25 protein-coding genes are annotated in these 24,570 nt (G+C 51.0%); 17 read left to right on the top strand and 8 right to left on the bottom strand.

Going from position 1 to position 24,570, the window contains the following annotated elements:
- Positions 1 to 4: 4 nt before the first annotated feature.
- Both ACAW87_RS07505 and ACAW87_RS07500 read left to right on the top strand, forming a co-directional pair.
- The gene (locus ACAW87_RS07505; protein ID WP_370722719.1) at positions 5 to 199 is read left to right on the top strand and encodes a hypothetical protein; all 195 of its coding nucleotides are present in this window, start codon (positions 5 to 7) and stop codon (positions 197 to 199) included.
- Positions 200 to 221: 22 nt separating this feature from the next.
- Positions 222 to 1,028 (top strand): sugar phosphate isomerase/epimerase family protein, encoded by an 807-nt coding sequence (locus ACAW87_RS07500; protein WP_370722717.1) that lies wholly within the window; start codon positions 222 to 224, stop codon positions 1,026 to 1,028.
- A gap of 5 nt (positions 1,029 to 1,033) precedes the next feature.
- Here the strand turns inward: ACAW87_RS07500 and ACAW87_RS07495 are convergent, their stop codons facing one another.
- Entirely contained in the window at positions 1,034 to 1,369 is a 336-nt protein-coding gene (locus tag ACAW87_RS07495; protein ID WP_370722715.1) for a helix-turn-helix transcriptional regulator, read from the bottom strand.
- Positions 1,370 to 1,561: 192 nt separating this feature from the next.
- Between ACAW87_RS07495 and ACAW87_RS07490 the strand changes: the two genes are divergently transcribed.
- From ACAW87_RS07490 to ACAW87_RS07460, 7 genes are all read left to right on the top strand, one after another.
- On the top strand, positions 1,562 to 1,744 hold the full coding sequence (locus ACAW87_RS07490) for a hypothetical protein (protein ID WP_370722714.1): 183 nt from the start codon (positions 1,562 to 1,564) through the stop codon (positions 1,742 to 1,744).
- 233 nt (positions 1,745 to 1,977) lie between these two features.
- The gene (locus tag ACAW87_RS07485; protein WP_370722712.1) at positions 1,978 to 2,826 is read left to right on the top strand and encodes a phytanoyl-CoA dioxygenase family protein; all 849 of its coding nucleotides are present in this window, start codon (positions 1,978 to 1,980) and stop codon (positions 2,824 to 2,826) included.
- A 135-nt stretch (positions 2,827 to 2,961) separates the two neighbouring features.
- Positions 2,962 to 3,129, top strand: a complete 168-nt coding sequence (locus ACAW87_RS07480) for an RNA polymerase sigma factor (protein ID WP_370722710.1) — start codon at positions 2,962 to 2,964, stop codon at positions 3,127 to 3,129.
- Between the two features lie 209 nt (positions 3,130 to 3,338).
- Positions 3,339 to 4,718 (top strand): 3-keto-disaccharide hydrolase, encoded by a 1,380-nt coding sequence (locus ACAW87_RS07475; protein ID WP_370722708.1) that lies wholly within the window; start codon positions 3,339 to 3,341, stop codon positions 4,716 to 4,718.
- 25 nt (positions 4,719 to 4,743) lie between these two features.
- A complete protein-coding gene (locus tag ACAW87_RS07470; RefSeq protein WP_370722706.1) occupies positions 4,744 to 6,057 on the top strand; it encodes a Gfo/Idh/MocA family protein in 1,314 nt (437 codons plus the stop codon).
- Between the two features lie 51 nt (positions 6,058 to 6,108).
- Positions 6,109 to 7,077 (top strand): sialate O-acetylesterase, encoded by a 969-nt coding sequence (locus ACAW87_RS07465; RefSeq protein ID WP_370722704.1) that lies wholly within the window; start codon positions 6,109 to 6,111, stop codon positions 7,075 to 7,077.
- A 186-nt stretch (positions 7,078 to 7,263) separates the two neighbouring features.
- Complete coding sequence (locus ACAW87_RS07460) at positions 7,264 to 8,238, top strand: formylglycine-generating enzyme family protein (protein WP_370722702.1); 975 nt, start codon at positions 7,264 to 7,266, stop codon at positions 8,236 to 8,238.
- Positions 8,239 to 8,252: 14 nt separating this feature from the next.
- Here the strand turns inward: ACAW87_RS07460 and ACAW87_RS07455 are convergent, their stop codons facing one another.
- The 5 genes from ACAW87_RS07455 to ACAW87_RS07435 form a co-directional block, all read right to left on the bottom strand.
- Positions 8,253 to 9,836 carry a glycoside hydrolase gene (locus ACAW87_RS07455; protein WP_370722701.1) on the bottom strand — a complete coding sequence of 528 codons (1,584 nt, stop codon included), beginning with the start codon at positions 9,834 to 9,836 and terminating at the stop codon, positions 8,253 to 8,255.
- Between the two features lie 45 nt (positions 9,837 to 9,881).
- A complete protein-coding gene (locus ACAW87_RS07450) occupies positions 9,882 to 12,077 on the bottom strand; it encodes a PepSY domain-containing protein (protein ID WP_370722699.1) in 2,196 nt (731 codons plus the stop codon).
- Between the two features lie 14 nt (positions 12,078 to 12,091).
- Positions 12,092 to 12,586, bottom strand: a complete 495-nt coding sequence (locus tag ACAW87_RS07445; RefSeq protein ID WP_370722697.1) for a DUF2271 domain-containing protein — start codon at positions 12,584 to 12,586, stop codon at positions 12,092 to 12,094.
- Between the two features lie 5 nt (positions 12,587 to 12,591).
- Complete coding sequence (locus ACAW87_RS07440; RefSeq protein ID WP_370722695.1) at positions 12,592 to 14,133, bottom strand: ankyrin repeat domain-containing protein; 1,542 nt, start codon at positions 14,131 to 14,133, stop codon at positions 12,592 to 12,594.
- A gap of 190 nt (positions 14,134 to 14,323) precedes the next feature.
- Positions 14,324 to 14,845 (bottom strand): DinB family protein, encoded by a 522-nt coding sequence (locus tag ACAW87_RS07435; protein WP_370722694.1) that lies wholly within the window; start codon positions 14,843 to 14,845, stop codon positions 14,324 to 14,326.
- A 73-nt stretch (positions 14,846 to 14,918) separates the two neighbouring features.
- Between ACAW87_RS07435 and ACAW87_RS07430 the strand changes: the two genes are divergently transcribed.
- Together ACAW87_RS07430 and ACAW87_RS07425 are read left to right on the top strand one after the other, a co-directional pair.
- On the top strand, positions 14,919 to 15,608 hold the full coding sequence (locus ACAW87_RS07430; RefSeq protein WP_370722692.1) for a TetR/AcrR family transcriptional regulator: 690 nt from the start codon (positions 14,919 to 14,921) through the stop codon (positions 15,606 to 15,608).
- A 180-nt stretch (positions 15,609 to 15,788) separates the two neighbouring features.
- A complete protein-coding gene (locus tag ACAW87_RS07425; protein ID WP_370722690.1) occupies positions 15,789 to 17,117 on the top strand; it encodes an ABC1 kinase family protein in 1,329 nt (442 codons plus the stop codon).
- A 65-nt stretch (positions 17,118 to 17,182) separates the two neighbouring features.
- Here the strand turns inward: ACAW87_RS07425 and ACAW87_RS07420 are convergent, their stop codons facing one another.
- Positions 17,183 to 18,712: a choice-of-anchor Q domain-containing protein gene (locus tag ACAW87_RS07420; RefSeq protein ID WP_370722688.1), complete on the bottom strand. Its 1,530-nt coding sequence runs from the start codon at positions 18,710 to 18,712 to the stop codon at positions 17,183 to 17,185.
- A gap of 222 nt (positions 18,713 to 18,934) precedes the next feature.
- Here ACAW87_RS07420 and ACAW87_RS07415 point away from each other — a divergent pair, with 222 nt between their 5' ends.
- The 6 genes from ACAW87_RS07415 (at position 18,935) to ACAW87_RS07390 (ending at position 23,284) form a co-directional block, all read left to right on the top strand.
- Positions 18,935 to 19,570, top strand: coding sequence for a 3-keto-disaccharide hydrolase (locus tag ACAW87_RS07415; RefSeq protein WP_370722686.1), 636 nt, complete (start codon positions 18,935 to 18,937; stop codon positions 19,568 to 19,570).
- A 3-nt stretch (positions 19,571 to 19,573) separates the two neighbouring features.
- Positions 19,574 to 20,020 carry a nucleotidyltransferase substrate binding protein gene (locus ACAW87_RS07410; RefSeq protein ID WP_370722685.1) on the top strand — a complete coding sequence of 149 codons (447 nt, stop codon included), beginning with the start codon at positions 19,574 to 19,576 and terminating at the stop codon, positions 20,018 to 20,020.
- Positions 20,017 to 20,325 (top strand): nucleotidyltransferase domain-containing protein, encoded by a 309-nt coding sequence (locus ACAW87_RS07405; RefSeq protein WP_370722683.1) that lies wholly within the window; start codon positions 20,017 to 20,019, stop codon positions 20,323 to 20,325. Before ACAW87_RS07410 ends, ACAW87_RS07405 begins: the two co-directional genes overlap by 4 nt.
- Before the next feature lie 40 nt (positions 20,326 to 20,365).
- Positions 20,366 to 20,878 carry a deoxycytidylate deaminase gene (locus ACAW87_RS07400; protein WP_370722682.1) on the top strand — a complete coding sequence of 171 codons (513 nt, stop codon included), beginning with the start codon at positions 20,366 to 20,368 and terminating at the stop codon, positions 20,876 to 20,878.
- Positions 20,875 to 21,477 (top strand): acyl carrier protein phosphodiesterase, encoded by a 603-nt coding sequence (locus tag ACAW87_RS07395; RefSeq protein ID WP_370722680.1) that lies wholly within the window; start codon positions 20,875 to 20,877, stop codon positions 21,475 to 21,477. The genes ACAW87_RS07400 and ACAW87_RS07395 overlap by 4 nt, the downstream gene beginning before the upstream one ends.
- Positions 21,478 to 21,652: 175 nt before the next feature.
- Positions 21,653 to 23,284, top strand: a complete 1,632-nt coding sequence (locus ACAW87_RS07390) for a glycoside hydrolase family 28 protein (protein WP_370722679.1) — start codon at positions 21,653 to 21,655, stop codon at positions 23,282 to 23,284.
- 29 nt (positions 23,285 to 23,313) lie between these two features.
- On the opposite strand, the gene ACAW87_RS07385 is transcribed toward ACAW87_RS07390, so the two are convergent.
- A complete protein-coding gene (locus ACAW87_RS07385; RefSeq protein ID WP_370722677.1) occupies positions 23,314 to 24,339 on the bottom strand; it encodes a LacI family DNA-binding transcriptional regulator in 1,026 nt (341 codons plus the stop codon).
- Between the last annotated feature and the right edge of the window lie 231 nt (positions 24,340 to 24,570).

The raw sequence follows: 24,570 nt of genomic DNA, 5'->3' as shown, positions 1-24,570 counted from the left end.
CGTTATGAACCATAATTACCGGGGGCGGGTCAGCGGACTATATGAAGGAGCCGACCTGAACGACAGCTATTACTACGACCGCAGGCCCACAGATACGTATGTGCCCCGTTTCCGGAATGTGATCGCTGACGCCCGATGCGATTTTGTGCGGGGCAACGCTATGGGACGCGACCCCAAATCGTCGCTATCAGGCAGCTAAGAGCAGATACGATATAACACGCATGACCATCAAATTCTACGCCCCCGAATGGGGTAATACCCTGCCTTTTCCTACCTTTTGCCGGAACGTGAAAACGGCTGGCTACGATGGCGTTGAGATGGCCCTGCCGTTCGATGCTACCGAAAAGCAGACTGTTCTGGGTACGTTAGCCCAGTACGAGCTTGAACTGATCGGGCAATACTGGCAATCGGTCGAGACTGACCTGGACGCCCACTGCCGCAATTACGAAACGTACCTCCGCCATCTGATCGAGGCACGGCCTGTGCTGGTGAATTGCCAGACAGGGAAGGACTTTTTCAGTCCTGAACAAAACCGGCAACTCTTCGACCTGGCTGCTCGTATTTCAGCCGAAACCGGGGTTAAAATCATTCATGAAACGCACCGGGGAAAAGCGCTGTTTGCCGCCCCTGTCTGTCAGCGCTTCTTAACCGACCTGCCCGATCTCCGCATCACACTCGATATATCGCACTGGTGTAACGTGCATGAATCACTGCTCGAGGATCAGCCTGAAGCAGTAAGTCTGGCCATTGCGCATACCGACCATATTCACAGTAGAGTAGGGCACCCCGAGGGTCCGCAGGTAAACGATCCGCGTGCGCCCGAATGGCAATCGACGCTCGAAGCACACCTTAACTGGTGGGATCGGGTAGTTGAGCATCATCGTAAAGCGGGTACACAACTGACCATCACCACCGAGTTTGGTCCGGCTCCCTACATGCCCGCGCTGCCCTACTCGCAGGAGCCGGTGGCTGGTCAGTGGGACATAAACGTGTTTATGATGCAGCTCCTGAAGGCGCGTTATGCCTGAGATTATCAGCGCTGAATACCTTCTTCTTTGCGGTATTCATTCGGCGAAATACCCATTTGCTTTTTGAAAAGCCGGGAAAAATAGAACGGATCGTCGATGCCGATTTGCGAGGCAACTTCATTGATGCGCAGGTTGCTAAAGTGAAGCAGTTGGCAGGCTTTCTGAATGCGCAGGTGATTAAAGTACTCGATCGGCGCGTAGCCGGTGTCCTGTTTGAATTTTCGGCAGAAAAACGAGGTCGACAAGTGAGCGGCCTGGGCAAGATTAGATTGGCTGTAGCCGTTCAGAAAGGTGGCGAATATCCGGTCGAAGAGGGCAATCCGTTCATCTGAAAAGACCACTTTTTGCTTTACCGAAGTTTACGGCCACAGCCTACTATGCCATGCTGAAACATGCCGAGGGCGACTGGCTGTCTATTTCTACGGTCCGCCCGATGCCAACGTGGATCTGCGGGTGCGGAATATGGCGTGGTGGCGGTCGCCGGCCATTCCTATGCCGACTGGCTACAGGCTATGGAAAACAAACACCAGATCATGACATACCGACAGGATTTACCGGGCTTCGGTGAACCGATGGAGGGCATGTGGGATGGCTTTCAACGCATCAATACCGAAACAAAAAAGGGCGGCATCATCGGGGTTTTCCGGCATAAGGCTATTGAGACCAAACGACAGGTAACCTGCAACAACTCGACCCCACAACGCGCTATCAGGTGAAAACGATGAGCGGTAAAGTAGTGACGGCACTAACCGGTAAATCACTGAAAAACAAAGGTTTTTCAGTGATTTTGACTAGCTTGTACGCAGGTCAGTTATACGAAATCAGTGCTCTCTAGGTACGTTCCCAAAGTCATTGTCCTGTCTCTCGACCCTTCTGTCCTGGCTCTTACCTCTTATTTCTCGCTTCTCAAATCTCACTTCTCTTTTCTAACGTTTTCCCCTCAATCAAGATGACCAACGCAGCATTAACCCCCGAGCAAATTCAGCAGTATAACGAAGATGGCTATTTGATTATCAGAGGCTTTCTTAATGAAAAAGAAACTGAAAAGTTGTACACGGTTGCTATTGAAGACAGCGCCGTCAGCCAGAACGCCATCAATGTAAACGACAGTACCGGCAAACGGAGCAAGTTATCGCTCTGGTACAAACCCGGCAACGATGTATTTGGCCTGCTCACGCGCAGTCGGCAACTGGTTGATTCGGTGGATAAGCTGATTGATAAAAATACCGATGGTAGTCAGGCAGCGGTTTGCCATTTTCACTCGAAACTGATGCAGAAAGAGCCGCGCGTAGGTGGTGCGTGGGAATGGCATCAGGATTACGGTTACTGGTACAAAAACGAATTTCTGCTACCCGATCAGATGATGTCGGTGATGGTGGCTATTACCGATGCCAATCACGAAAACGGTTGTCTGCAAGTCATCAAAGGGTCGCATAAAATGGGCCGCGTTGAACATGGTTTCGCCGGTGAGCAGGTGGGCGCATCGCAACGCTACGTTGATCTGGCGTTGAAAACGATGGAACTGGTCTTTGTCGAATTGAAGGCGGGCGATGTGCTCTTCTTTCACAGCAACATTCTCCATCGGTCAGAGGCCAACTTATCGGATAAACCACGCTGGTCGATCATTTCCTGCTACAACCGGGAGTCGAATATTGGCTACAGCGAATCGTCATCCTCGTCATCGAGTGTAACGCCCATCGATGTAGTGCCCAATGATGCGCTGCTTACCTGGGAGGCATCGAGTCTGGCCGATGGAGCTGATTTCCTGCTCAAAGAGGCCGATGTAGCCCTTAAATAGGTCAACCCATGAAAACCACCTCACTCAGGCTGAGCACATTCCACTTTGGGACATGTTCCGTGCTGGTGACCAGGATGCTTTCTCACGAATGCATTCGTTGTTTTCGGCCGATCTGTACCCTTTGACCTGAACAAGTTGCCAAAGCGACAGAAAGAGATTCTGTGTCTGGTGTACATGAACGAGCTAACGCACCCACAGGCTGCCGAGGTGATGGCTGTTTCTCTGAAGAGTGTGTATAATATCATCAGCCTGGCTTTACTGACCATGCGCAGGTACGTTGGCCAATCAGTTTGTGTGGTGTAAGGCAGTAATAGTGATGCAGAAATCTGGTAAAACGGGAAAAATCGGTTGCCGCTCGGTTGACAGGTATGGGTTCTGCCTGGCTATAATGGGTAAGGCTTTGGGCGTTGGATGTTAGCTAGTAGATAGCAAGGTTGGCAGAAGCGTTGCCCATACATGCGTAAATAGGCAAGAGCATCTGCTTATTCTGGTGTACAACTCGTATAATCCAAATGAAAAAACTGACTGTATTTCTTTTGCTACTGATAAGTGCAAATTATTTGGCTGTCGGGCAAGCCGCGCTGTCTACCAAAAAATGGACAAGCCTGTTTGATGGTAAATCGTTGAAGGGCTGGAAGCAGGTAGCCGGCACCGCTACCTACGCCGTTGAAGATGGCGTTATTGTAGGCCGTACCGTTGAAAAATCGCCGAATACGTTTCTGATTTCAGAGCAGCAATACGGTGATTTCGTGCTGGAACTTGATGTGAAAATCGAAGACCTGGGCTCGAACTCCGGTATTCAGTTTCGGAGTCAGTATGACCCCGCCGGGCGCGACGGGAAAGGTAAGGTGTTTGGTTATCAGTACGAACTCGATCCTTCGCCCCGGAAATGGACAGGCGGTATTTACGACGAAGGCCGTCGCGATTGGCTGTATCCGCTGGGGCTGAATCCGTCGGCGCAGAACAGCTATAAACACAACGAGTTTAACCAGGTGAAAATCGAGTGCGTAGGCAACCAGATACGTACCTGGGTGAACGGAACACCGGCCGCTTACCTGGTCGATAATGTTGACAGTAAGGGCGTTATCGCCTTGCAGGTACACGCCATCAGCAGCCCCGATAAAGTAGGCAAGAAGATTTACTGGAAAAATATCCGCATCAAAGGCGCCACCAAACTGACCGACGATTTTCCGAAGGATGGGTACGTAGTCAATACCACGCCGAATGAACTGACCGATTTCGAGCAGAGAAATGGCTGGAAGCTACTCTTCGACGGAAGGAGTTCAACGGGTTGGAAATCAGCGAATAAGGCGAGTTTTCCTGATAAGGGATGGGTCATTCAGGATGGCACCATTGGCATCAATGTAGTGGAGCCCAAAGAAGGATCAAGAGGAGGCGACATTGTGACAACTGATCAATACGGGGCGTTTGATCTGAGCTTTGAGTTCAAATTGACCCCCGGTGGGAACAGTGGTGTGAAGTATTTCGTCGGGCCTGCGCAAGGCGATAAAGGACCAATCGTTGGGTTGGAATACCAGGTCCTCGACGATAAGCTACACCCCGACGCCAAGCAGGGCCGCGATGGAAACCGGACTCAGTCATCTTTGTATGACCTGATTACTGCCGACAAAAACCCTCGCTTTGTGAAGCCACCCGGCCAATGGAATACCGGCCGGGTGGTAGTCTATCCTAACAATCACATCGAGCATTTTCTGAACGGTGTGAAAGTGCTGGAATATGATCGTGGCTCAGCCGCTTTCAGGGAGTTAGTGGCCAAAAGCAAATACAAAGACTTCCCCAATTTCGGCGAAGCCCCCACCGGCCGAATCCTGCTCCAGGATCATGGCGACGTCGTGAATTTCAGAAGTATCAAAATTCATAAGTTAAACTAAAAAGTGTCCTCTATCTTCAGTCCTCATGGATCGTCGCGATTTTATCAAAAAGTCAGCTGTGGCTACGGCCGGCACCACGATATTAAACTTCCCCATTTACGGGAAGAATGCGCCTAGTAACAAGGTCATTGTAGCGGTCATGGGCGTTAATAGCCGGGGAGCGTATCATGCCAAATCTTTTTCCAAACTGCCAAATGTGGAGGTGGCGTACCTCTGCGACGTAGAAGATAGAGCCATAAAAAACGGCCTTGATGCGGTGAAAGATGCTAGTCGTCAGCCAACCGTCATCAAAGACATTCGTCAACTGGTAACGAAGACTGATTTCGATGCCCTGCTCATTGCTGCCCCCGACCACTGGCACGCACCGGCGGCGCTGATGGGCGTGGCTAATGGCAAGCATGTGTACGTAGAAAAACCTTGCGGCCACAATCCGTATGAGAGCGAAATGCTGATCGAAGCGCGCAACAAGTACGGCAAGCTGATTCAGGTAGGTAGTCAGCGCCGGTCGTTTCCCACGCTAATCGAAGCGGTGAAGGAAGTGCGCGGAGGCATCATTGGTAACCCGTATTTTGCCAAGGCCTGGTACACTAACTCGCGTAAGCCGATTGGCGTGGGCAAGAAAATAGCCGTCCCCTCAACGCTCGATTTTGAGCTGTGGCAGGGACCGGCACCACGAGTGGCATATCAGGATAATGTGGTCCCCTATAACTGGCACTGGTTCTGGAACTGGGGCACGGGTGAGGCCTGCAACAATGGCAACCACGAAATTGACTGCTGCCGCTGGTTTATGGGGCTCGATTTTCCGACCAAAGTGACTTCGTCGGGCGGGCGCTATGCGTACAAAGACGATTGGCAGACGCCGGATACGCAGGTGGCCAGTTTCGAGTTCGCCAACGGGAAAGCCATCACGTGGGAGGGCCGCAGCTGCAATTCATTCCCGGTCGACGGTAGTGGTCGCGGGTTCATCATCTACGGCGACAAAGGCACGCTGGTGAATAAAGGCGGTGGCGATTACCAGATTTTCGATGACAAGAATAAGCTGGTCAAGGAGATCAAGCCGGGTACCAAGCTTGATCCAACCAACACAGTAAGCGCCACGGGTGATCTGGAGCTGACCCACTTTACCAACTTCCTGGATACCATTCGGGAGAAGACAAAGCTGACAGCACCTATCGAGGAGGGGCATAAAAGTGTGCTGCTTTGTCACCTGGCCAATATCTCGCAACGCACCGGAACTACCCTTCACTGCGACCCGACCAACGGCCATATCAAAGACAATAAAGTTGCCATGCAATTCTGGAAGCGTGAGTACGCTAAAGGCTGGGCAATGGCGGTGTAAGTAGCGAGTACCAGTAATTTAACACTGAGAACACCGAGTTTTCAATGTACCATGTGGATGTTAGTTCTTCAGGATGACGAAGCCAATCAGCTTTTGTTAGTTTCGGGGCATGGCCGACATTGGGACATGGTCAACGAATCGGGCCAATACTCCCTAAAACAATTATTGATCATGCGTAATCTGCTGTTTGCTGCTCTTTTCCTGACTATTAGCCCATTTGTCATGCTGGCGCAAACGGTGCCTATGGGTGTATCACCTGCCAACTTCCACCTGTATGTGTTGGCTGGTCAGTCGAATATGGCAGGTCGCGGAAAGGTCGATACGCTTGACAAAACGACGCATCCGCGTGTGTGGATGCTAAACAAAGCCAATCAGTGGGTGCCCGCTACTGAACCGATGCACTTCGATAAGCCAGCGGTAGTGGGTGTTGGTCCGGGTTTGGCGTTTGGTAAACTGATGGCCGAACAGAACCCCAATTCCTTCATTGGTCTGATTCCAACGGCGGTAGGAGGATCGGCTATCGATGCCTGGACGCCGGGAGGGTACCATGAGCAAACAAAGAATTACCCCTACGATGAAGCCATTAAACGGGTGCAGCTGGCACAACGCGCAGGGACGTTGCACGGCATTTTGTGGCATCAGGGCGAAAGTGACAGTAAGCCTGAACTGGCGGCTGGGTACGAAGCAAAGCTCACGGAATTAATCGGACGCTTTCGGCAGGTATTCGGCAGTCCCGATGCACCGGTTGTTGTGGGTACGTTGGGTGATTTTTACCTGTTGAAGAATCCGGCGGCTACCCAAATCAACGCCATTTTATCGAACCTGCCCAAACACGTGTCGCGGGTAGGCTGTGCCGACGCGTCGGGCCTGACCGATGGGGGCGATGCCACACATTTCAACGCCGAATCGGCCCGCGAATTAGGACGCCGGTATGCTAACGCCATGGAGGCACTCGAAACAAAAAAGCATGAATCCACCAAAGATAAAAGCAATCGATCTCCCCGGCGTCGCGGCCAATGATGTCGAACACCTTGCCGATTGGTACCGTGGGGTGTTCGGCTATGAAAAAACGATCGGTAACAACCCGGCAGGTATGAAATAGTTGTTGGCCTGTACCGAATAACCAGATAAAACAGAGGGGTAGGTTGGGCGACTGATTCGTACATTGCGGCCAGGAAAAGCCGTGTTTAAGAACGGATTTACTGTATGCTCAACCCTACTACACATCGCTTACTACCACTATGGCCGTGTTTGAGCAGTTTGTTGTTGCTCTGCCTGGCCTGTGAGCCCGGTTCGCCCAAACAATTTGCGTATGCTCCAACAATCACGGTGTACGAGACAGAGCCTGATGATAAAGTAATGTCTGCCGCGCAACCACCCGGCAACGTACCTGACCAGATGGTGTACGTACCCGGAGGATTCACTCTGATCGGTTCAGAAGAGGGCTTAGCGCAGGAAAAGCCAACGTTCTGGGTGCAGGTAAAACCTTTCCTGATGGATCAGCATGAGGTAACCGTTGGTCAGTTCCGCTCGTTTGTAACGGCAACCGGCTACCAGACCGAAGCCGAAAAGTTTGGTGATGCCGGTGTGTTCAACGACGATACGAAGGAGTGGGAGTTAATCAAAGGGACCAATTGGCAGTTTCCCTATGGTCCGGCCGCAGGTATCGCCGCCGACAGTATGCCCGTAACCCAGGTGTCGTGGCACGATGCACAGGCCTACGCCAAATGGGCAGGAAAACGACTTCCGCGCGAGATTGAATGGGAGCACGCTGCCCGCAATGGAACAAACACGCAAGATTTATATCCGTTTGGTAATGAGCTGTTTGTGAATGGCAAAAGCATGGCCAATACCTGGAATGGCACCTTCCCGAACGTTGATAAAGTGACCGATGGATTTCACCGGGCGGCTCCCGTAGGTACGTTCGGAAAGTCGCCCCTGGGTTTATCGGATATGGCAGGCAACGTTTGGGAATGGTGCGAAGACCCCAAAATGGCTTACAGTGACCTGATCCAGCAACAGACTGTGCCCATCACCGACAAAACGGAACGGGTTCAACGGGGTGGATCATACCTCTGCGAACCGGGCTGGTGCCACGGCTATCGGGTATCGGGTCGGTCGGGCAGCACGGCCGAAACCTCGCTGATGCATACCGGCTTTCGATGCGTTAAAGACATTTGACCTCCTTGAAACCGTCAAAGGGGCAAAACCAGGGTAGTGATAGATTTTGCCGCCAGGGTGATCTGGTCGAAAGCCACGGTCCGTTTGTGAAGATCGGCCGATTCGGTCGTTTCGTACAGATCAATTCGTTTTGTTTTCGGTCCAATGCCCTCGATACGAATTGGTTGGGAGTCACCAGCATTGACCACTACCATGACAAGCTGCTTTTTGTTGGCACTCCGGTATGCCGAAATCAAGGGGGTGGGGGTAGCAGTTTGGGAAGCCATTGGCTGCACGGCTATGCGCTGCATACCAGGACGTACAAACCGGGCGTAGTTGCCTAATGCCCAAAGCGTTTTGGAACTGAGTACGTCTCCATTTTGCGCATTTTGTTTGTTCTCGCCCATTTTCCCGTCGGTTTCCACATAAATCAATCCGTCTTTGTAATCGCTGGCACTCAGGGCCAGCCACCACTGCCAGGAGGCGGCATTGGCCACCGTAAGGTCGGCGTGAATGACTTTGGCCACATATAGTGCTGTTGTCATACCCAGATCACGTCGGTTGCCATTGATCTCACCGTCGTTATCACCCAGCACGCAGTATTCCGACTGCCAGAACCCCACGCCGGTTTTGGCGAGTTTATCAGCCAGCGTTTGTCGAACGGTCTGTAGCGTTTGTGCGGGCGACGTAGTGAAATAACTGTGGCCACAAACCAGCTTTTCTACGTTGGGCAGGTTGCCGATGAAGGCGGGGCTGGCTGGCGAGAAAAAGGCGTCGATCACGTCATCCTGACCGGTTTTACTCCGGTTGGTGCCCCCCTGCGAAAGATAATTCAACTGTGCAGCCTCGCCCAGGGTTAGCCGGGTAGCCAGCTTTCGGGTGGTCAGTTCTCGGCTCAACGCGCGGGTCAGCTCAGCCATGTCAACGTTAGTTGCGGGTGTGCCTTCCTGCGTAGCCATCTTCTGCCCTTTTTTTATTCCCCAATCCCATTGTGGCTCGTTGAACGGGCTGAGGTAGTGCATGGGCCAGCCTTTACGGTCGAAATACTGTGCTACGTCGGCCAGAAAACGGGCGTAATCGTTCAGGTGTTTCGGGTTAAAATTGTAGTCACCCAACGTACCTGAGGCATAGGCTTTTCCATTGGCAGTAAACTGTACCGGGGGCGAATTGGTAAACCCTAACAGATAAGGCACCTTGCGCCGGTGCGCCGCTTCGACAAACCACTGTTGTCCGGCCTGTTTGGTCCAGTCATAAGAGCCGTCGGGTAGTAGAAAAGATTCTGACCGTCGCCAGGGGCTTCGGATACTGCTCGAATCACCCTGCTCAGTGCTACCCGCCCCAATATTGAACCGCCAAACCGACAGGCCGATCCCTTTCGGGTTTCCCGCCTTGTCCACTTCAGTACTGAACAGCCAGTCGGCAATCTGTTCGCGCTTGGCAAGTGGGTAGTTCTGTCCAATAAACTGCGCTGACCAGCAATCGGATGCACCGAAACTGTGCATGGTTTGAAACGTCTGATCGGGCTTAACGGTGATGGTGAGTGGTTGAGTCCGACAGCCGGTGATAGCGGTAACGGAGAGCAACAGCGCTGTCAGAAAACGAGACGGGGAGGAGAACATGGCGTTGAGCGGGTAAGGCGTGTTATCTGTCTGACGCCAAAGCTATCAATAACAATCCATACGTATCTGATTATGGGCTTGATAGTGGCTGACAGTTTGGCCATTTTTTGCCTGACAAATCAGATCGAGCTGATCAATCACGTCTTTTTGCATAGCCAACGAACCGCAAATCATCACAATGCCCCCCTCCGTCAGCGTCTGGGCCATAAAGTCGGCATCGCGGGCTAGTAATTCGCTGACATACTGTTTATTGCCTTCCCGTGAGTAGGCTACGTGCAGGTTGGATAGCTTTTTGTTCGCCTGGCTTTCTTCCAGAAAGTCGCGGTAGATCGCGAGTGATGTGGCTTGCCGAAAACCGCAGTACAAATGGCAAGGTATCTGTTGTTTATTTTGACTGATCATGCCCAGAAAAGGCGCGATACCGGTGCCATTAGCAATCATGACAACAACGGGTGCCTTTTTCGGGAAGTGAAAATGATCGTTTCTGACAATCCGGGCCCGAATGGTTTCGCCGGGTGTTAACTGGTGCAAAAAGCCTGACCCTAACCCACCAGCGTGTAGCCGAACACTAAGCTGAATCTCTTTTTCCAGAACGCCAATGGAATAGAGTCGTTCGCGGTGGTCATTGGCCGGATAGATAGCCAGTAAATCGCCGGATGTGATACCGAGCCGACGCGGCGATTGCAACCGCATCAGGAAGGTGCCTTCCGGCTGTTCGGTACCCGTGTTGTGGGTCACGGTCAATTTGCTGAAGCGGACTGTCGGCGTTTTTTCCAGGTCTGAAAGCGCAAACAGGGGTTGATCAGCCTGTTGTGTCCAGGCTGTAGCCCATAAGCTAAACTCGTCTGGCGACCGATCATTGATGGTGTGAATATCGATCAGCGGGGTAGCCCAGGACTGTTTAGCCAATAACTGATTGATTTCGAAAGCGAACTGGCAGAAATCGGGATAGGCCCGCGAACCAAAGCCCAGCACAGAATAACGAACCGGCTGCTGTTGGGGAAATTTGGTGATCAGATCGGTGAAGCGCGTTGCGTTAGTTGGGGCCTCGCCAAGCCCGTAGGTAGCGGTCAACACCAGCAGGTGCTCGGCTTTTGGAAATACAGCGTACTTGTTACACTCGGTCAGAAATGATTTTTGGCCTCTCTTGAGAAGTTGCTGATGAATGAGTTGGGCAAACCGAAACGTGGTTCCATTCTCGGAGCCAACCAGAATGATAAATTGGCTCTCGTCGGCGGTGTATTTGTTGGTGATGCGGTTAGCCCGACGTTTCCAGGTGATGGCAAATCCGGAGTAAATGAAAAACAGGATGTTACCCGCCGCCACGGCCAAAACAATTGCCCACCAGGCGCTAGCCCGCCCGGTGTGTAAATCGAGGCTTAACTCGGTCAGTAAGACAGCAACCGGGTACTTGTTTTCGCTCAGAATATCGCCCGTAATCTGGTTGACCGTGAGTTCGCGGTCTTTGAGCTTAAGCGTGAAATAGTCTTCCGGGTCTTCCGAAAAAGGAAATTCAATGCTTTGTACCTCCGAAAGCCGAATGCTTTTGAACACAGCAAAATCGGCCAGTTGACGCTGAGGCTGTGCGCGTATAGCATCGAGATCAACGCTTGCGGCGGCTATCTTCGTTTCAACCAGGCCGAAGCGGGCCAACGACAGGTACGTTCCCGACAGCGCGATGATGATGATCGGGAGGAACGACAGCCGGCCCAGCACAACATGGTAGTATTGGGCGAAGTTGTCGCGAACGATCTTGCCAAAGAAGCGCTTCAGACCCCGTTGACGCTGAATGATCAGCACAATGCCGGAGAGGGTGCTGAGCAGGAGCAGAAACGCGGTTAATCCGATGAAAAACCGACCCGTTTCGTGCAGAAAAAGTGACCGGTGCAGGGCCGTAACCCACTGAAAAAACTCGCTTTGTTTGCCGGGAATTCCTAATTGCTTACCTGTTTGCGGGTCGACGTAAATGGTCAGGTTTTCGCCGTCGGCATCGCTGCCTTTTAGCTGCAAAAACTGGTTGGCGTCGAGGCTTAGTTCGCTGATCTCCGCGTAGTTCTTTTTTAAAACCGGAAGGGTTTCAGCCACGGTAAGCTCGTTGACCGCGCCGACACGGTAGGGTTGCGTTTTCTGGATAATGGGCTCGACAGCCAGTATGATACCGGTAATCGAGGCCAGGGCCAGAAAAAGAAAAGAAGATACAGCCAGGGCTAAGTGACTGTATCTCCAGACAGAAATGGTCATACAATGGGCCGCGCTTAGTTGGGGCTGAAGCGTACGTAACGGATGTAGCCAGTCCCCTCGTTTTTGGCGGATAGCGCCTCTGTGGTCAGCGGAATTTCCAGATCTTTAACGTGATAGGCTTTGTCTTCGACCGCACTTTCAAAGCGGAGTTTATAATTGGCGTTGATCTTAGCGTTGTCAATTTCCAGCACGGTCACACTTCGATCTCCCCCCGCTACCGAAGCACCCGTAATGGCGCTGATGTCGGTCCGTTTTTTGGCAAACGCCTTATGCCATTCCTTCACATCAGGATACCACTTTTTGTCGGAACCGAGTACATACAGCGTTTTATCGTAAGCGCCTTTTCCGTTGATCAGCGACACCACAATGTAAGCACCCTCACCCATGTAGTTGGTCATCTGAATCATGCATTTATACTTGGCCGTAGCGGGCTTTTGGGCCATTGTCGCCGTTGGATTGACCAGGGCAAGCGCCAGAGCCAACAGGCCTATTTTGGGAAAAAAAGACATACCGTTTATTTCAGGAAGTTAACAGACACGTTGTTTTTAGCCAGTGATTCATTTTCACTCGCCAGATCGAAGGCGGTTTCTTTGAAGTTGGTGGCAATCTCTTTCTTCGCCCCAATCGAGAGCAGGTATTTCATCACGGCATCGTCTTTCGAGATCATGGCCGCTTTGTGTAAGGCTGTAAGACCTTCTTTATTGCGGGCATTCACATCGAGTTGCATTACTTCAAGTCGCTTCAACAGAGAAAGATCATTTTTGGCAACCGCCAGATGATACAGGGTATTTCCGTTCTGTTGTGGGGCCTTAACATCAAGTCCTTTATCCTGAAGCAACTTCAGTTTGGCACCAAACTCGTCGGCCTGCGGTGCGTTCTCCGGTCGGGCAGCGTTGCCACCTTCCGGGCGAGGTCCATTGGCCATCGACGGCATCGCTTGTCCCCGGTACGATTGCACCAGATAATAAGCCAGGTTGTCCCCGTTTTTGTCTACTGTCTTAACGTCAGCTCCTTTATTAATCAGGTACGTTACTGCTTCGGGTGAATTGCCCCGTACGGCCATCGCCAATGCCGTTAGGCCCTTGCGGTTAGCTTGGTTTACGTTTTTCACGGTCGGCAGCAACATCTCCAGCACGGCTAAATCCCGGTTAGACGCGGCGGCATTCATAAACACTGTGTTGCCCTCTTCGTCAACCTGATTAACATCGACTCCTTTATCCAGAAAGTGGCGGATCAACTCATTTTGCCGGGGTCGGCGTACGATCGCGTGCAGCACGTTCTCGCCTGTTTTGCCAGTAACGGTAGGTTTAATGTTCAGGCTTTCCAGGTATTGAAACACCTCGATCGTATTCGATCCGCGTCGTCCACCCTGACTGGCCATAAGCATGGCGTTGTCGCTGACCGGAACACCGCGTTGCTGAAGCGCTTTCAGAATGGCGATGTTACCGCCTCGGGCCGCGTAACTAAAGGCGTTGTTGCCGGCGGCATCCAGACTCTTCAGGTCAAGTCCCTTTGAGATGAAATAATCGGTCAACACCAGGTCTTTATCATTGGCAACGGCCACCAGCAAGGCGTTGGCGCCATCGTGGTTCAGGTCTTTTTTAAGGTTAGCGCCGTGCCGAATGCACAAGTCATAGACCTGTGTATTAGCCTGTCCGCCCGCCGCCGCGAAGTTCAGCGGGGTCATGCCGTGGCTGTCTTCAACATTGACTTTGGCTCCTTTGGCAAACAGCGATTCCATGATGGCCACATTTCCCCGGCTAGCTGCCCAGTGCAGGTACGTCCGGCTATCGTGCGTTATCTTGTTGGGATCGTTGCCGGGTTGCGACAACAGGTATTCGATCGTTTCGTTGGGGGCCTGAGCATTGATGGCCATCACGGTAGGATCGAAACTGCTCTGGTTGAATTGAGACGGGCTGTTTCCTTTCTCCACTTCGGCCTTTACCTGGCTCACGTCAGGTTTGCTTTGCCAGAACGACTGTTCGAGCAGCGTATTTTTTTGAGCCTGGGCAGAAAGCGAAAGGCCCAACAGCATGGCAACGACTACTTTTTTCATGCAGATATGATGAGTTGAAGCGCTGAACGGGGAGTTCATACGCTACGGTAGATCTAATTGACGGGCAAGTTAATAAGATCTAGTCTAAATAAAGACTTAAGTAGTCGCTTGACTGGCTAATACTGAGAATTAATCAACGAAAACTTTGTTTAGTTATGTGATACGGGGTTGGGGCGGTCCCGCGTCCGGGTTACGCCAGAGCCCGATTTATATCTACCAGCATTCGCGCCGTTACCAGCAGTTGACCCACATGGCGCATTGAGTGCTCAGCGGCATGAAAAAGTAGGCCCCCCACGGTGGAGGGAAGTCCCGCCCGACCCACCGGTCGGTAATCGGGCAGCGTATCCGGATCTACTTGAGTCAGGTACATTACCGTTCGCTCTGTCTGGGTACGTAGCTGAGTGAGTAGGTCCGTAACCGTAGACAGGGTATCGGTTGGCGTGCCTTCTTGTCTCAGAAAAGCGAACTGATTGTCGGAAAGTGGGAGCTGTTGGGCGTAGGTCAGCATCCGATCCTGAACGCCAGCCATGTGTTGCAAATGAAAACCAACCGAGGCCAGACCGGCAGGGCGTTCCCAAAGCAAGGCATCGGGAAAATCAGGCAGGGAAGTTTCGGCATCGAGGCAGGCCTGAAGCAGGGCGTGGGCGGTTGGCTGGAGAAGCGCAGGTACGTTTGCCAAGGGACCTCTCAGCCAGAGTTCAGGTTGGTTCATGATTCACAGTTAATGTTTAACGTTTGCAGATAAAGCTTAAACTTTTACCACAAACAAGCCGTTTCCTAAGTATATGGAAACGCTAGAAAAAATCCGTAAGTCGTACACTGAGTACGTTCTTGAAAACGGCAAACAACCCACCTCCGTCTTCCAGTTCGCCAAGAAGCTAAAACTGGCTGAGGCTGAATTCTACGACTACTACGCCTCTTTCGATGCCATTGAGGCCGATGTGTGGCTTACCTTTTTCAACGATGCCAAACGAGCCGTTGAAGCCGATAGCACTTATCAGGCTTACTCGGTTCGGGAAAAGGTATTGGCCTTCTATTATACCTGGATTGAAATGCTGAAAGCGCAACGCAGTTTTGCCGTGTATAGCTACGGCAGGCTACGCGCTCCCGGCGACGAAGGGTCAACCATGCCGTCGATCGGTAAAGCGGCTATGTCGGGCCGTCGTCAGTTGAGAAACCCACAGGTTTTGCTGCCATTCAAAGAAGCGTTCTACGACTTTTCGCGCGATCTGCTGGCCGAAGGCCGCGAAAGCCGCGAAGTGGAACCTCGTCCGTTTTTGACCGACCGTTACCCGAACGCCCTTTGGACACAAACGTTATTTATCCTCGATTTCTGGGTACGTGACGTGAGTAAATCGTTCGAGAAAACCGATACAGCGATCGAGAAATCGGTCAACACCGCGTTTGATCTTATCGGCCGTTCGCCGCTCGATACACTCTTCGACTTTGCCAAGTTCGCATACCAGAATAGATAGTACGCGGATTTTGATGGTACGCAGATTAAACGGATTTAAAATGATTTACGCGGATTATTAGATTCAAGTGGATTTGCTCTGCGTTGCCATTGATCCTTTTAAATCAAAAAATTCGTGTAAATCCTTTTTAATCCGTGCAATCCGCGTGCTATCCATTTCATCACCAGCCCTTTTGGCCCTATGAAAACCCAAAATTCAGTTCCAACCAGTAAAGTTGCCCGTGCTAGCCAGTTTGTTAAAGCCGGCGTCAAGGTAGGTGGGAACTACATTAAGCATTATACAAAGCGGCTTGTCGATCCGTCGATGACGAAGGAGGAATTGCACAGCGATAATGCCGCTGACATCTACGATGCCCTGAGCGAACTGAAAGGGTCGGCCCTGAAAATGGCGCAGATGCTTAGTATGGACCGGGGTATTTTGCCGACTGCCTACAGCGATAAGTTCGCCATGTCGCAATACTCGGCACCGCCATTATCGGGTCCGTTGGTGGTGAAAACGTTCAGAACGCTGTTCGGTAAATCGCCGAACGAGCTGTATGACAAGTTCGACATCAACTCGGTCAATGCGGCTAGTATCGGGCAAGTACATTCGGCCTGGAAAGGAGGCAAGAAGCTAGCGGTGAAAGTACAATACCCTGGTGTTGCCGATAGTGTAGTTTCTGATTTGCGCATTGCCAAGCCATTGGCCGTACGCCTGCTCAATCTCGACGAACGCCAGATTGACCGGTTTATGGGCGAAGTAGAAAGCAAGCTGCTCGAAGAAACCGACTACGATCTGGAGTTACGCCGGTCGGTCGAGATTTCGGAAGCCTGCTCGCATATCGAAGGACTGGTTTTCCCGAAATACTACCCCGAACTGTCGAGCAAGCGCGTACTGACGATGGATTGGCTCGACGGCCTACACCTGAAAGAGTTTCTGGCTACGAACCCCACGCAGGAGGCTCGCAATCGGATTGGTCAGCTGCTTTGGGATTTCTACGACCATCAGATTCATAACCTGAAGCAGGTACACGCCGACCCACACCCCGGCAATTTTCTGATGCGCCCCGACGGCACAATGGGCGTGATCGACTTCGGTTGTGTAAAGGTCATTCCCGATTACTATTACGATAACTACTTCCAGCTCATCAACCCCGACACGCTGAAAGACGAAGCTCTAACGCAGCAAATCTTCGAGAATCTGGAGTTCCTGGTGCCTCAGGACTCAAAAAGCGACCGGAAGTTCTTCTCGGAGCTTTTCATGCAAATGATCGATATGCTGGGCGAGCCTTTTGCCGTTGATACGTTTGATTTCGGTAACGATGAGTACTTCAACAAGGTGTACGACTTCGCCGACAAGCTATCGAAGATGGAAGAGTTACGCTCCTCTAAAGTGGTACGCGGCTCGCAGGATGGCTTATACGTGAACCGCACTTATTACGGGTTGTACGCCATGCTGAATGAACTGAAAGCAGTAGTGGTCACCAATAAGCCTGAGTGGCTGAAACCGAAAGAAGTGGCTGCACTGTAGCGAGTTACATAGCTTACGAAAAGACGCCGCTGGTTTAAAAATCAGCGGCGTTTTGTGTTGTATTTCTATCTAATACGGTAAGCAGAGAAAGGCGGGCACGCTGTGGGGCCGGGGCCACAATCAAACTCGTAGGCACCCATATCGACCCGCCCGTTCTGAATACGTACCCGACCTGCCAGATCAAATGCTGGCAAATTTACTGTATTCGGATCGCCAGCGTTGATGGCCGGACTACTTGCCTGCAAGCTAAAGTTACCGTTGGCTGCATCGGCAAAACGGGGGTCAGTGTCGATGTTGCCTATGCCTCGGCCCCATAGCTCAGTAAGGTCTTGCACATCGGAGAAATCAACGAAGAAATAATTTTGAATCTCCGCGCCCACCGACAGGCGAATACTCTGATTTTTAAATGTTGGCGAATCTGGAGCCGTATTATTCCATACAATACAGTTTTTCAGTGTTGTTTGGTTGGTATTTAAACTGTGCGCAAAGGTTATGCTCTCGTCAAGCATTAAGTTGTAGAAAGCGCCGCCGACTGTGGCCGAATTTTCGGTAAAGTCACAATTTTGAAAGAATTGGCTGGTTCTCTGATCAACAGATAAGCTATAAACGGCACCGCCTTTAGCTGCCGAGTTACGGGCGAAAAGACAGTTTGTGTAGGTGGCCACTGCTCCCGAACCCTCTATTGCGCCCCCGCCTCTGATCGCCAGATTAGCGGTAAACGAGCACCTGTCGATCTGTGTGGTTACAACTCCAATATCGATCGCCCCACCTGTATTTGAGACAGTATTGCCGGAGAAGCTGGACTGACTAATCTGTACTGAATTCAACGGTGATTGTTCCAGATATCGGCTGGAAATAGCGCCGCCCTGAATACCTGCATTAGAATCAAAGGTTGAGCGGTTGATACGAGCATCGATGCTACCACCTACTGTGTAAAAATTTATAGCTCCACCAAATCCAGCCTGATTGCCTGAAAATGTACATTCCTGAATAGTGATGTTACAGGTCGCTCCGGCGTTAGATCGTATAATCAAAGCGCCGCCGCCGTTTAGGCTTGGGGAAATTTTATTATCGATAAAGCGGCACATTGATACCAGGACTGATGTCGATGTGCCGGTGAAACTTATTCGAAGTCCAGATCCTTCATCACCATCACTACCATCTCTGATAGTGAGGTTATCTATCGAGTTCGCCTGGGTACTATTGATGAGCTGTACAACGTTTCTACTATTATCTGATCGGTCATTCGGTATGCCGATATCGCCGGATAAGATAGTTTTGACTGAATCATTAATCCGTTCGTTAAGAGCTGATTCTGTTCCCTGAAACCCACCATAAACAGAAACGCCGGAGGCAATGCTGAAAGAGGCTGATCGATCAGTTGTTGTCGTCGGATAATACGTCCCGGCTGCTATCCAAAATTGGGTTTCAGATGAAGCGGTTGCGACTTTGCCGGCCAGCAACGTACCTGGCAGAGCATTTGTCCACGATGTGCCTGACGTATTACCTGCTCCATGCTGCGTGACATAAACGATGGGTTGGCCACAGGCAGAGAACGCGATGAAAAAGAAAAGGACCCGTAGAAGGTTTGGCATGACTGAATCTATAGAATAAATAGGCTCAATCGTAAGTAACAATAATCATACCGTGTGTTGCTTTACGTAGCGTCTGTGACTGCTGGAGAAATAGCTTGTGATTCATATAAGTCAGTCAATCGTATATTTACCACCTGTCGCCGGTCTGGCGAATGTCAGGAGTACGCTTTAACATGTAGATTAGCCTTACCGACACTAACTTTTAATCATAAAATCCCCGTTATGAAAACTTTTGTTAGCCTTATAGTTGCCCTGTTATTTCTGGTAATCAGTGATTCGTTTGCCCAACAGGCAACCAAGGATTGGGTAAGCCTATTTGATGGAAAAACCCTTACAGGCTGGAAAGCCGCAGAAAACCCAGGTACGTTTAGTGTGGAAGATGGCGCTATAATGGTGTTTGGTCCCCGGGCACATTTGTTCTACGACGGGCCGGTTGGTAATCATTCGTTCAAAAATTTTGAATGGAAAGCGAAGGTAAAAACAATGCCCGGAGCCAATTCAGGCATGTTTATCCATACCGCTTATCAGGAAACCGGCTGGCCTGGTAAAGGCTACGAGATTCAGGTCAATCAGACGCATGGCGACTGGCGTAAAACGGGTAGCGTGTATGGAAAGCAGGACGTAAAAGAAACGTTTGTGAAAGATGATGAATGGTATACCGAACATATCATTGTGAAAGGCAACCAGGTGACCGTCTTGATCAACGATAAGGTAATAAACTCCTACACCGAGCCAGACAGCATCAGCCAGGGAACTGGTACACAGAAGTTGAGCAGCGGCACCATTGCCCTGCAAGGCCACGACCCCAAAAGCAAAGTTTATTTTAAGGATGTGATGGTACGTTTGTTGCCTGACTAAGCTATGATGGACGAACAATTAGATAGACGTTGGGAACAACGATTCGTTAATTATCGGAAAGCACTTGCTAAACTTCGGGAGGTGTCTGGCGTTGAAGGGGTTGAGCACTTTTCTGAACTAGAGCGTGAAGGAATCATTCAACGCTTTGAATATACGTATGAGCTTGCCTGGAAAACGCTTCAAGATTATTTACGCTACAAAGGATACATCGATATTGCCGGACCAAACCCTGTGTTGACTCAGGCGATTCAAGATGGGTATATAGCGGACGCTGATGGGTGGAGGCAGATGAAAAAAGCCCGTGAGCTTTCTTCCCACACCTACGATAGTGCTATAGCCAACGAAGTGGTGGAGGCTATATTACAGTTTTATTTTAACTTATTGGACGCGCTTGAAAAGCGGTTATTGGCCGACTATTCAGGGGGGCAGTTGAACCTGTTTGAATCATGAATTACGGATTAGCAGAGTCTGATGTACAGCAATTTTCTGAGGTATTCAGGAAGTACAACGAGGTGAAGCAGGTAACACTCTTTGGTTCAAGGGCCATGAATACCCAACGCCCCGGCTCAGATATTGACCTGGCGCTCTCAACCAGTAATCTGCCATTTGCCCGATTACTCGATATAGCTAGTCAACTCGATGAATTAGAGATGTTTTACTCGTTTGATGTTGTTGATATGAACCGCCTCACAAACAAGGCGTTGATCGATCATATTGAACGGGTAGGCGTGGTAATTTATGAGGCTGCGGAATGATAGTAACCACACTTTCGATGTGCTTTAGTACCTTGTACACATGACACCCCGCCCTAAATTCGACGATATTTTTATGGAATTGGCCGTGAACCTGGCCAAACGTTCACATTGCATCAAAGCGCAGGTTGGTGCCGTATTGACTAAGGATACGCGCATCATTTCGATTGGCTACAACGGTCCGCCCGCCGGTACGCACAACTGCGATGATGAATTTCCCGAAGTCGGCTGTCCGCGCGACTCAAAGGGGTCGTGCTCGCTGGCGCTTCATGCCGAGCAAAACGCCATTTTATACGCCGCCAAAAACGGATCGGCCATTGAAGGGGCAACCATTTACGTGACTTTATCGCCCTGCATTGCCTGTGCCCGAATCATTTACAGCATGAAAATTAGTCGCGTGCTCTACCTGCATTCCTATGCCGAATACAAAGGCATCGGATCTGACGAAGGGGTCGATTTCCTGACCAAATTTGGTGTGGAGGTCGAGCGATACGTACCTACGTCGGGCTTTTTATTGCAGGATCAGCCGCCTTTAGCCAGCGCGCGAACGGCATGAACCTACTTGCACATGCCTGGCTATCAGACAAAAATGACGATTACCTGATTGGTAATTTTATCGGTGACTTTATCAAGGGAGACCCCATGCACCCACGGCATGGGTTATTTCCAGCCGAGATCGATGGTATCCGTATTCACCGGGCCATCGATTCTTTTACTGATTCGCACGAGGAAGTACAGGCCGTGCGAACACTCTTATATCCGCGTTGCCACAAATACGCGGGTGTGGCTGTCGACGTGTTTTTCGACCATTTTCTGGCCACCCAATTCAAAGAAGTAACCGGCGACGTATTGGACGAGTTTGTCAGGTACGTGTATGCCACGCTGCACACGCGCAAAGACCGGTTACCGCTCCGCGCCGCCCGCATGGCGCACTACATGATGGAGCAGGACTGGCTACGGCATTACCAAACCACCGCCGGTATCGACCGCGCACTATCGGGTCTGGCGCGACGTACCCAGTTTCCATCCGGATTAGATACCGTTGTTGACGATTTGGTACTTCACTACGACGCCATCAATCTCCATTTTCTGCGATTCTGGCCATTGCTGAAAGCCCACATTGTCGCTGTCAGAGAATCACTATTACCGGAATAAGCGGGCAACGTACCTGATAAGCATGAGGCGCGGCATCGTTACCGGGAACGATTGCGTAAAAAAAAGGCAATGCTGTCTTGAATAAGTGCTGATATAAGGGTCACTTTAGCCTGCTTAACAGACGAAGCGACCTGTCTCAGTCCAACTCTGAAGCGCTAATTCTCCCAACAACAGCATGAAAAAACGCGTAGGATTTGCCCTGTTCATCATGGCCACCGCTTTTCGGATAGCCCCCGAAACCCGGCCTGAACTGCCCAACATAGCGGCCCCCAAATTCCGGAAAGATACCGTGTCTATTAGCCGGTTTGGCGCTGTGGCCGACGGGCTGACCATGAACACATTAGCGATCACCAAAGCCATTGATCAATGCAACAAAGCAGGAGGGGGCGTTGTGCTGATTCCCCGTGGCTTATGGCTGACGGGACCAATTACGTTGAAAAACAACGTTAACCTGCACCTGGCAAAAGGCGCATTGGTTCAATTCACCAATCAGCGTGAAGCTTACCCGCTGGTATCGACAACCTGGGAGGGGGAAGCTGCCGTTCGGAATCAGGCCCCGATTTCGGGCGTTGATCTGGAGAATATCGCCATTACGGGCGAAGGCATACTCGATGGGGCTGGTGATGCCTGGCGCATGGTAAAGAAAAGTAAACTAACCGCCGATCAATGGAAAAAGCTGGTGGCCTCGGGCGGCGTACTCAACGAGAAACAGGACATCTGGTATCCTACTGCGCAATCGTTGAAAGGAGCATCCATGACGGTCAAAGGTGGTCAGGACAAGGCGTATTACGAAGCGATTAAAGACTTTTTGCGGCCTAATATGTTCAGCCTCACGCGCTGTAAACGCATCTTATTGGAAGGGATAACGTTTCAGAATTCACCCGCCTGGTGCCTGCATCCGCTGCTGTGTCAGGATATTACGCTGCGAAATGTGACGGTCAAGAATCCGTGGTACGCGCAAAACGGCGACGGGCTCGATCTCGAATCATGCAAAAACGGACTGGTCGAAAACTGCCTGTTCGACGTGGGTGATGATGGTATTTGTATCAAATCGGGGCGCGACGAGCAAGGCAGGAAACGGGGCGTACCTACCGAAAATATTATTGTTCGAAACTGTAAGGTGTATCATGCCCACGGCGGTTTTGTGATAGGAAGCGAAATGTCGGGTGGGGTGAAGAATCTGTTTGTATCGAATTGCACGTTTATGGGTACCGACGTCGGCTTGCGTTTCAAAACGGCGCGTGGTCGGGGTGGTGTAGCCGAGAATATCTTCATCGACGGCATCGACATGACGGATATTGCCGGTGAAGCCATTCTGTTCGACATGTATTATGCCGCCAAAGATCCGGTGCCACAGCATGGCGAATCGAACGAGCTACCGGCCATTCCGGCACAGCCATTATCGGAAGGAACACCACAATTCCAGAAATTCGAGATTCGGAACGTAACCTGTAAAGGAGCCGAAACGGCGATCATGATCCGGGGCCTGCCCGAAATGTCGGTCAAGGATATTTTGATCGAAAACGCGGTGTTACAAAGCCGGAAAGGCTTGGTCTGTATTGAAGCCGAGCGCATTCACCTGAAAAATGTGGCGTTGATGACCCCCGCCAAAACGGTAATTCAGATTCAGAACAGCCGAAGCCTGACCTTCGACAACATCCGATACAATGACGGTGTCGACCTGCTCATGTATGTGTCAGGTGATCGCTCGAAAGACATCAAGTTGTTGAATACCAGTAAGTCGGGCGCTAAAAAAATAGTAGAGGCAAGCGCCGGTGCATCAGGGAATGTGCTGACGATGAACTAGCTACACCGGGTACAACCCGGTGCAACCAGTTACTTCACATCAACAGGAAGACGTTGTGAAGACTCGCGCACGATCATGCGGGTTGGAATCCGGATTACGCCCGGGTGCGGAATCTTCTGTTTGCCCTCGATCATGTTGAACAACTGTTCGGCAGCAATCTGACCAATTTCGAGCGCGGGCTGTTCAACCGTACTCATCGACGGCGATAACAGGTTAGCCACGGTGATGTTGGTGAATCCAATCAGCGAAACCGTGTCAGGAATGGCAATCTTGCGTTTCCGAAGCGCATCCAGACAGCCCAGCGCCAACCGGTCGCTCGCGGCGAAAAAAGCGTCGGGCGATTGCTGAAGCAGGTCATCGATAATTGGTCCGACTTCATCCTGCCCAAAACCAGCGTACCTGACAAGCGATTCATCGAAAGGAATCCCGTATTTCTCAAGGGCCGCCCGGTAACCCGCCAGTCGTTCCTGCGTAATCGAGATATAGGCCGGGATAGTTAGGTGAGCAATACGCCGTCGACCCGTTTGAATCAGGTGTTCGGTAGCGGCAAAAGCCCCGCCAAAATTGTCGGCGGTCACACTGGGAGAGTCTAATTCTTTCGAGACACGGTCGAAAAGCACAATCGGCAGTTTCTTCTCCTGCAACTCGCGCAGATGGGTGACGTCTGACGTGCTGCTCGATAGCGAGATTAGCAACCCATCGGCTTTGCGGGCAACGGCCTGCTGCACCGTCACAATCTCCCGTTCAAACGACTCATGACTTTGAAAAATGATGACGTGGTAGCCCCGGCTATAGGCTACGGCTTCAATGCCGTTGATCGTTTGCGAGAAAAAATTATTCGCAATCTGCGGTACAATGACGCCAATGACCCGACTACGGTTTTCTTTCAGACTGAGTGCAATGGGGTTGGGACGGTAATTGAGCCGTTCGGCATATTCGATAACCAGCCGTTTAGTTTCCGGATTGATTTCGTAGCTGTCGCGCAGCGCCCGCGACACCGTAGACGTTGAGAGGTTCAGCGCACGGGCAATGTCTTTTATGGTAATGGTGTCCAAGAGCGTATATTGGTAAAGTACAAAAACGTACCTGTTGACGAAGTTCAATTCAAATAAGGCTATGTGCGAAACCAACTACTCAAAATAACCAGCTAACCCGCATGAAACGAATCCGGTAACGTTCCCGATAACGTTTGCATGAATAAATTTCTCAATTAATTTCTATCTAAACTATTAACTGTCTAATCTTATTGACTTGCCTGATCCGCCCGCACGGCTAATCTGTCTTTC

This window comes from Fibrella aquatica, from assembly GCF_041321135.1.
Taxonomy (GTDB): Bacteria; Bacteroidota; Bacteroidia; order Cytophagales; family Spirosomataceae; genus Fibrella; species Fibrella aquatica.
Note: the sequence above shows the minus strand (reverse complement) of the source record. Positions and strands in the feature narration are given on the sequence as shown.

Bases quoted from the DNA above. Each gene is read 5' to 3' on its own strand.
- ACAW87_RS07505 (WP_370722719.1), top strand. From the start codon at position 5: ATGAACCATAATTACCGGGGGCGGGTCAGCGGACTATATGAAGGAGCC.
- ACAW87_RS07500 (WP_370722717.1), top strand. From the start codon at position 222: ATGACCATCAAATTCTACGCCCCCGAATGGGGTAATACCCTGCCTTTT.
- ACAW87_RS07490 (WP_370722714.1), top strand. From the start codon at position 1,562: ATGACATACCGACAGGATTTACCGGGCTTCGGTGAACCGATGGAGGGC.
- ACAW87_RS07485 (WP_370722712.1), top strand. From the start codon at position 1,978: ATGACCAACGCAGCATTAACCCCCGAGCAAATTCAGCAGTATAACGAA.
- ACAW87_RS07475 (WP_370722708.1), top strand. From the start codon at position 3,339: ATGAAAAAACTGACTGTATTTCTTTTGCTACTGATAAGTGCAAATTAT.
- ACAW87_RS07470 (WP_370722706.1), top strand. From the start codon at position 4,744: ATGGATCGTCGCGATTTTATCAAAAAGTCAGCTGTGGCTACGGCCGGC.
- ACAW87_RS07465 (WP_370722704.1), top strand. From the start codon at position 6,109: ATGTGGATGTTAGTTCTTCAGGATGACGAAGCCAATCAGCTTTTGTTA.
- ACAW87_RS07460 (WP_370722702.1), top strand. From the start codon at position 7,264: ATGCTCAACCCTACTACACATCGCTTACTACCACTATGGCCGTGTTTG.
- ACAW87_RS07455 (WP_370722701.1), bottom strand. From the start codon at position 9,836: ATGTTCTCCTCCCCGTCTCGTTTTCTGACAGCGCTGTTGCTCTCCGTT.
- ACAW87_RS07450 (WP_370722699.1), bottom strand. From the start codon at position 12,077: ATGACCATTTCTGTCTGGAGATACAGTCACTTAGCCCTGGCTGTATCT.
- ACAW87_RS07445 (WP_370722697.1), bottom strand. From the start codon at position 12,586: ATGTCTTTTTTTCCCAAAATAGGCCTGTTGGCTCTGGCGCTTGCCCTG.
- ACAW87_RS07440 (WP_370722695.1), bottom strand. From the start codon at position 14,133: ATGAAAAAAGTAGTCGTTGCCATGCTGTTGGGCCTTTCGCTTTCTGCC.
- ACAW87_RS07435 (WP_370722694.1), bottom strand. From the start codon at position 14,845: ATGAACCAACCTGAACTCTGGCTGAGAGGTCCCTTGGCAAACGTACCT.
- ACAW87_RS07430 (WP_370722692.1), top strand. From the start codon at position 14,919: ATGGAAACGCTAGAAAAAATCCGTAAGTCGTACACTGAGTACGTTCTT.
- ACAW87_RS07425 (WP_370722690.1), top strand. From the start codon at position 15,789: ATGAAAACCCAAAATTCAGTTCCAACCAGTAAAGTTGCCCGTGCTAGC.
- ACAW87_RS07420 (WP_370722688.1), bottom strand. From the start codon at position 18,712: ATGCCAAACCTTCTACGGGTCCTTTTCTTTTTCATCGCGTTCTCTGCC.
- ACAW87_RS07415 (WP_370722686.1), top strand. From the start codon at position 18,935: ATGAAAACTTTTGTTAGCCTTATAGTTGCCCTGTTATTTCTGGTAATC.
- ACAW87_RS07410 (WP_370722685.1), top strand. From the start codon at position 19,574: ATGATGGACGAACAATTAGATAGACGTTGGGAACAACGATTCGTTAAT.
- ACAW87_RS07405 (WP_370722683.1), top strand. From the start codon at position 20,017: ATGAATTACGGATTAGCAGAGTCTGATGTACAGCAATTTTCTGAGGTA.
- ACAW87_RS07400 (WP_370722682.1), top strand. From the start codon at position 20,366: ATGACACCCCGCCCTAAATTCGACGATATTTTTATGGAATTGGCCGTG.
- ACAW87_RS07395 (WP_370722680.1), top strand. From the start codon at position 20,875: ATGAACCTACTTGCACATGCCTGGCTATCAGACAAAAATGACGATTAC.
- ACAW87_RS07390 (WP_370722679.1), top strand. From the start codon at position 21,653: ATGAAAAAACGCGTAGGATTTGCCCTGTTCATCATGGCCACCGCTTTT.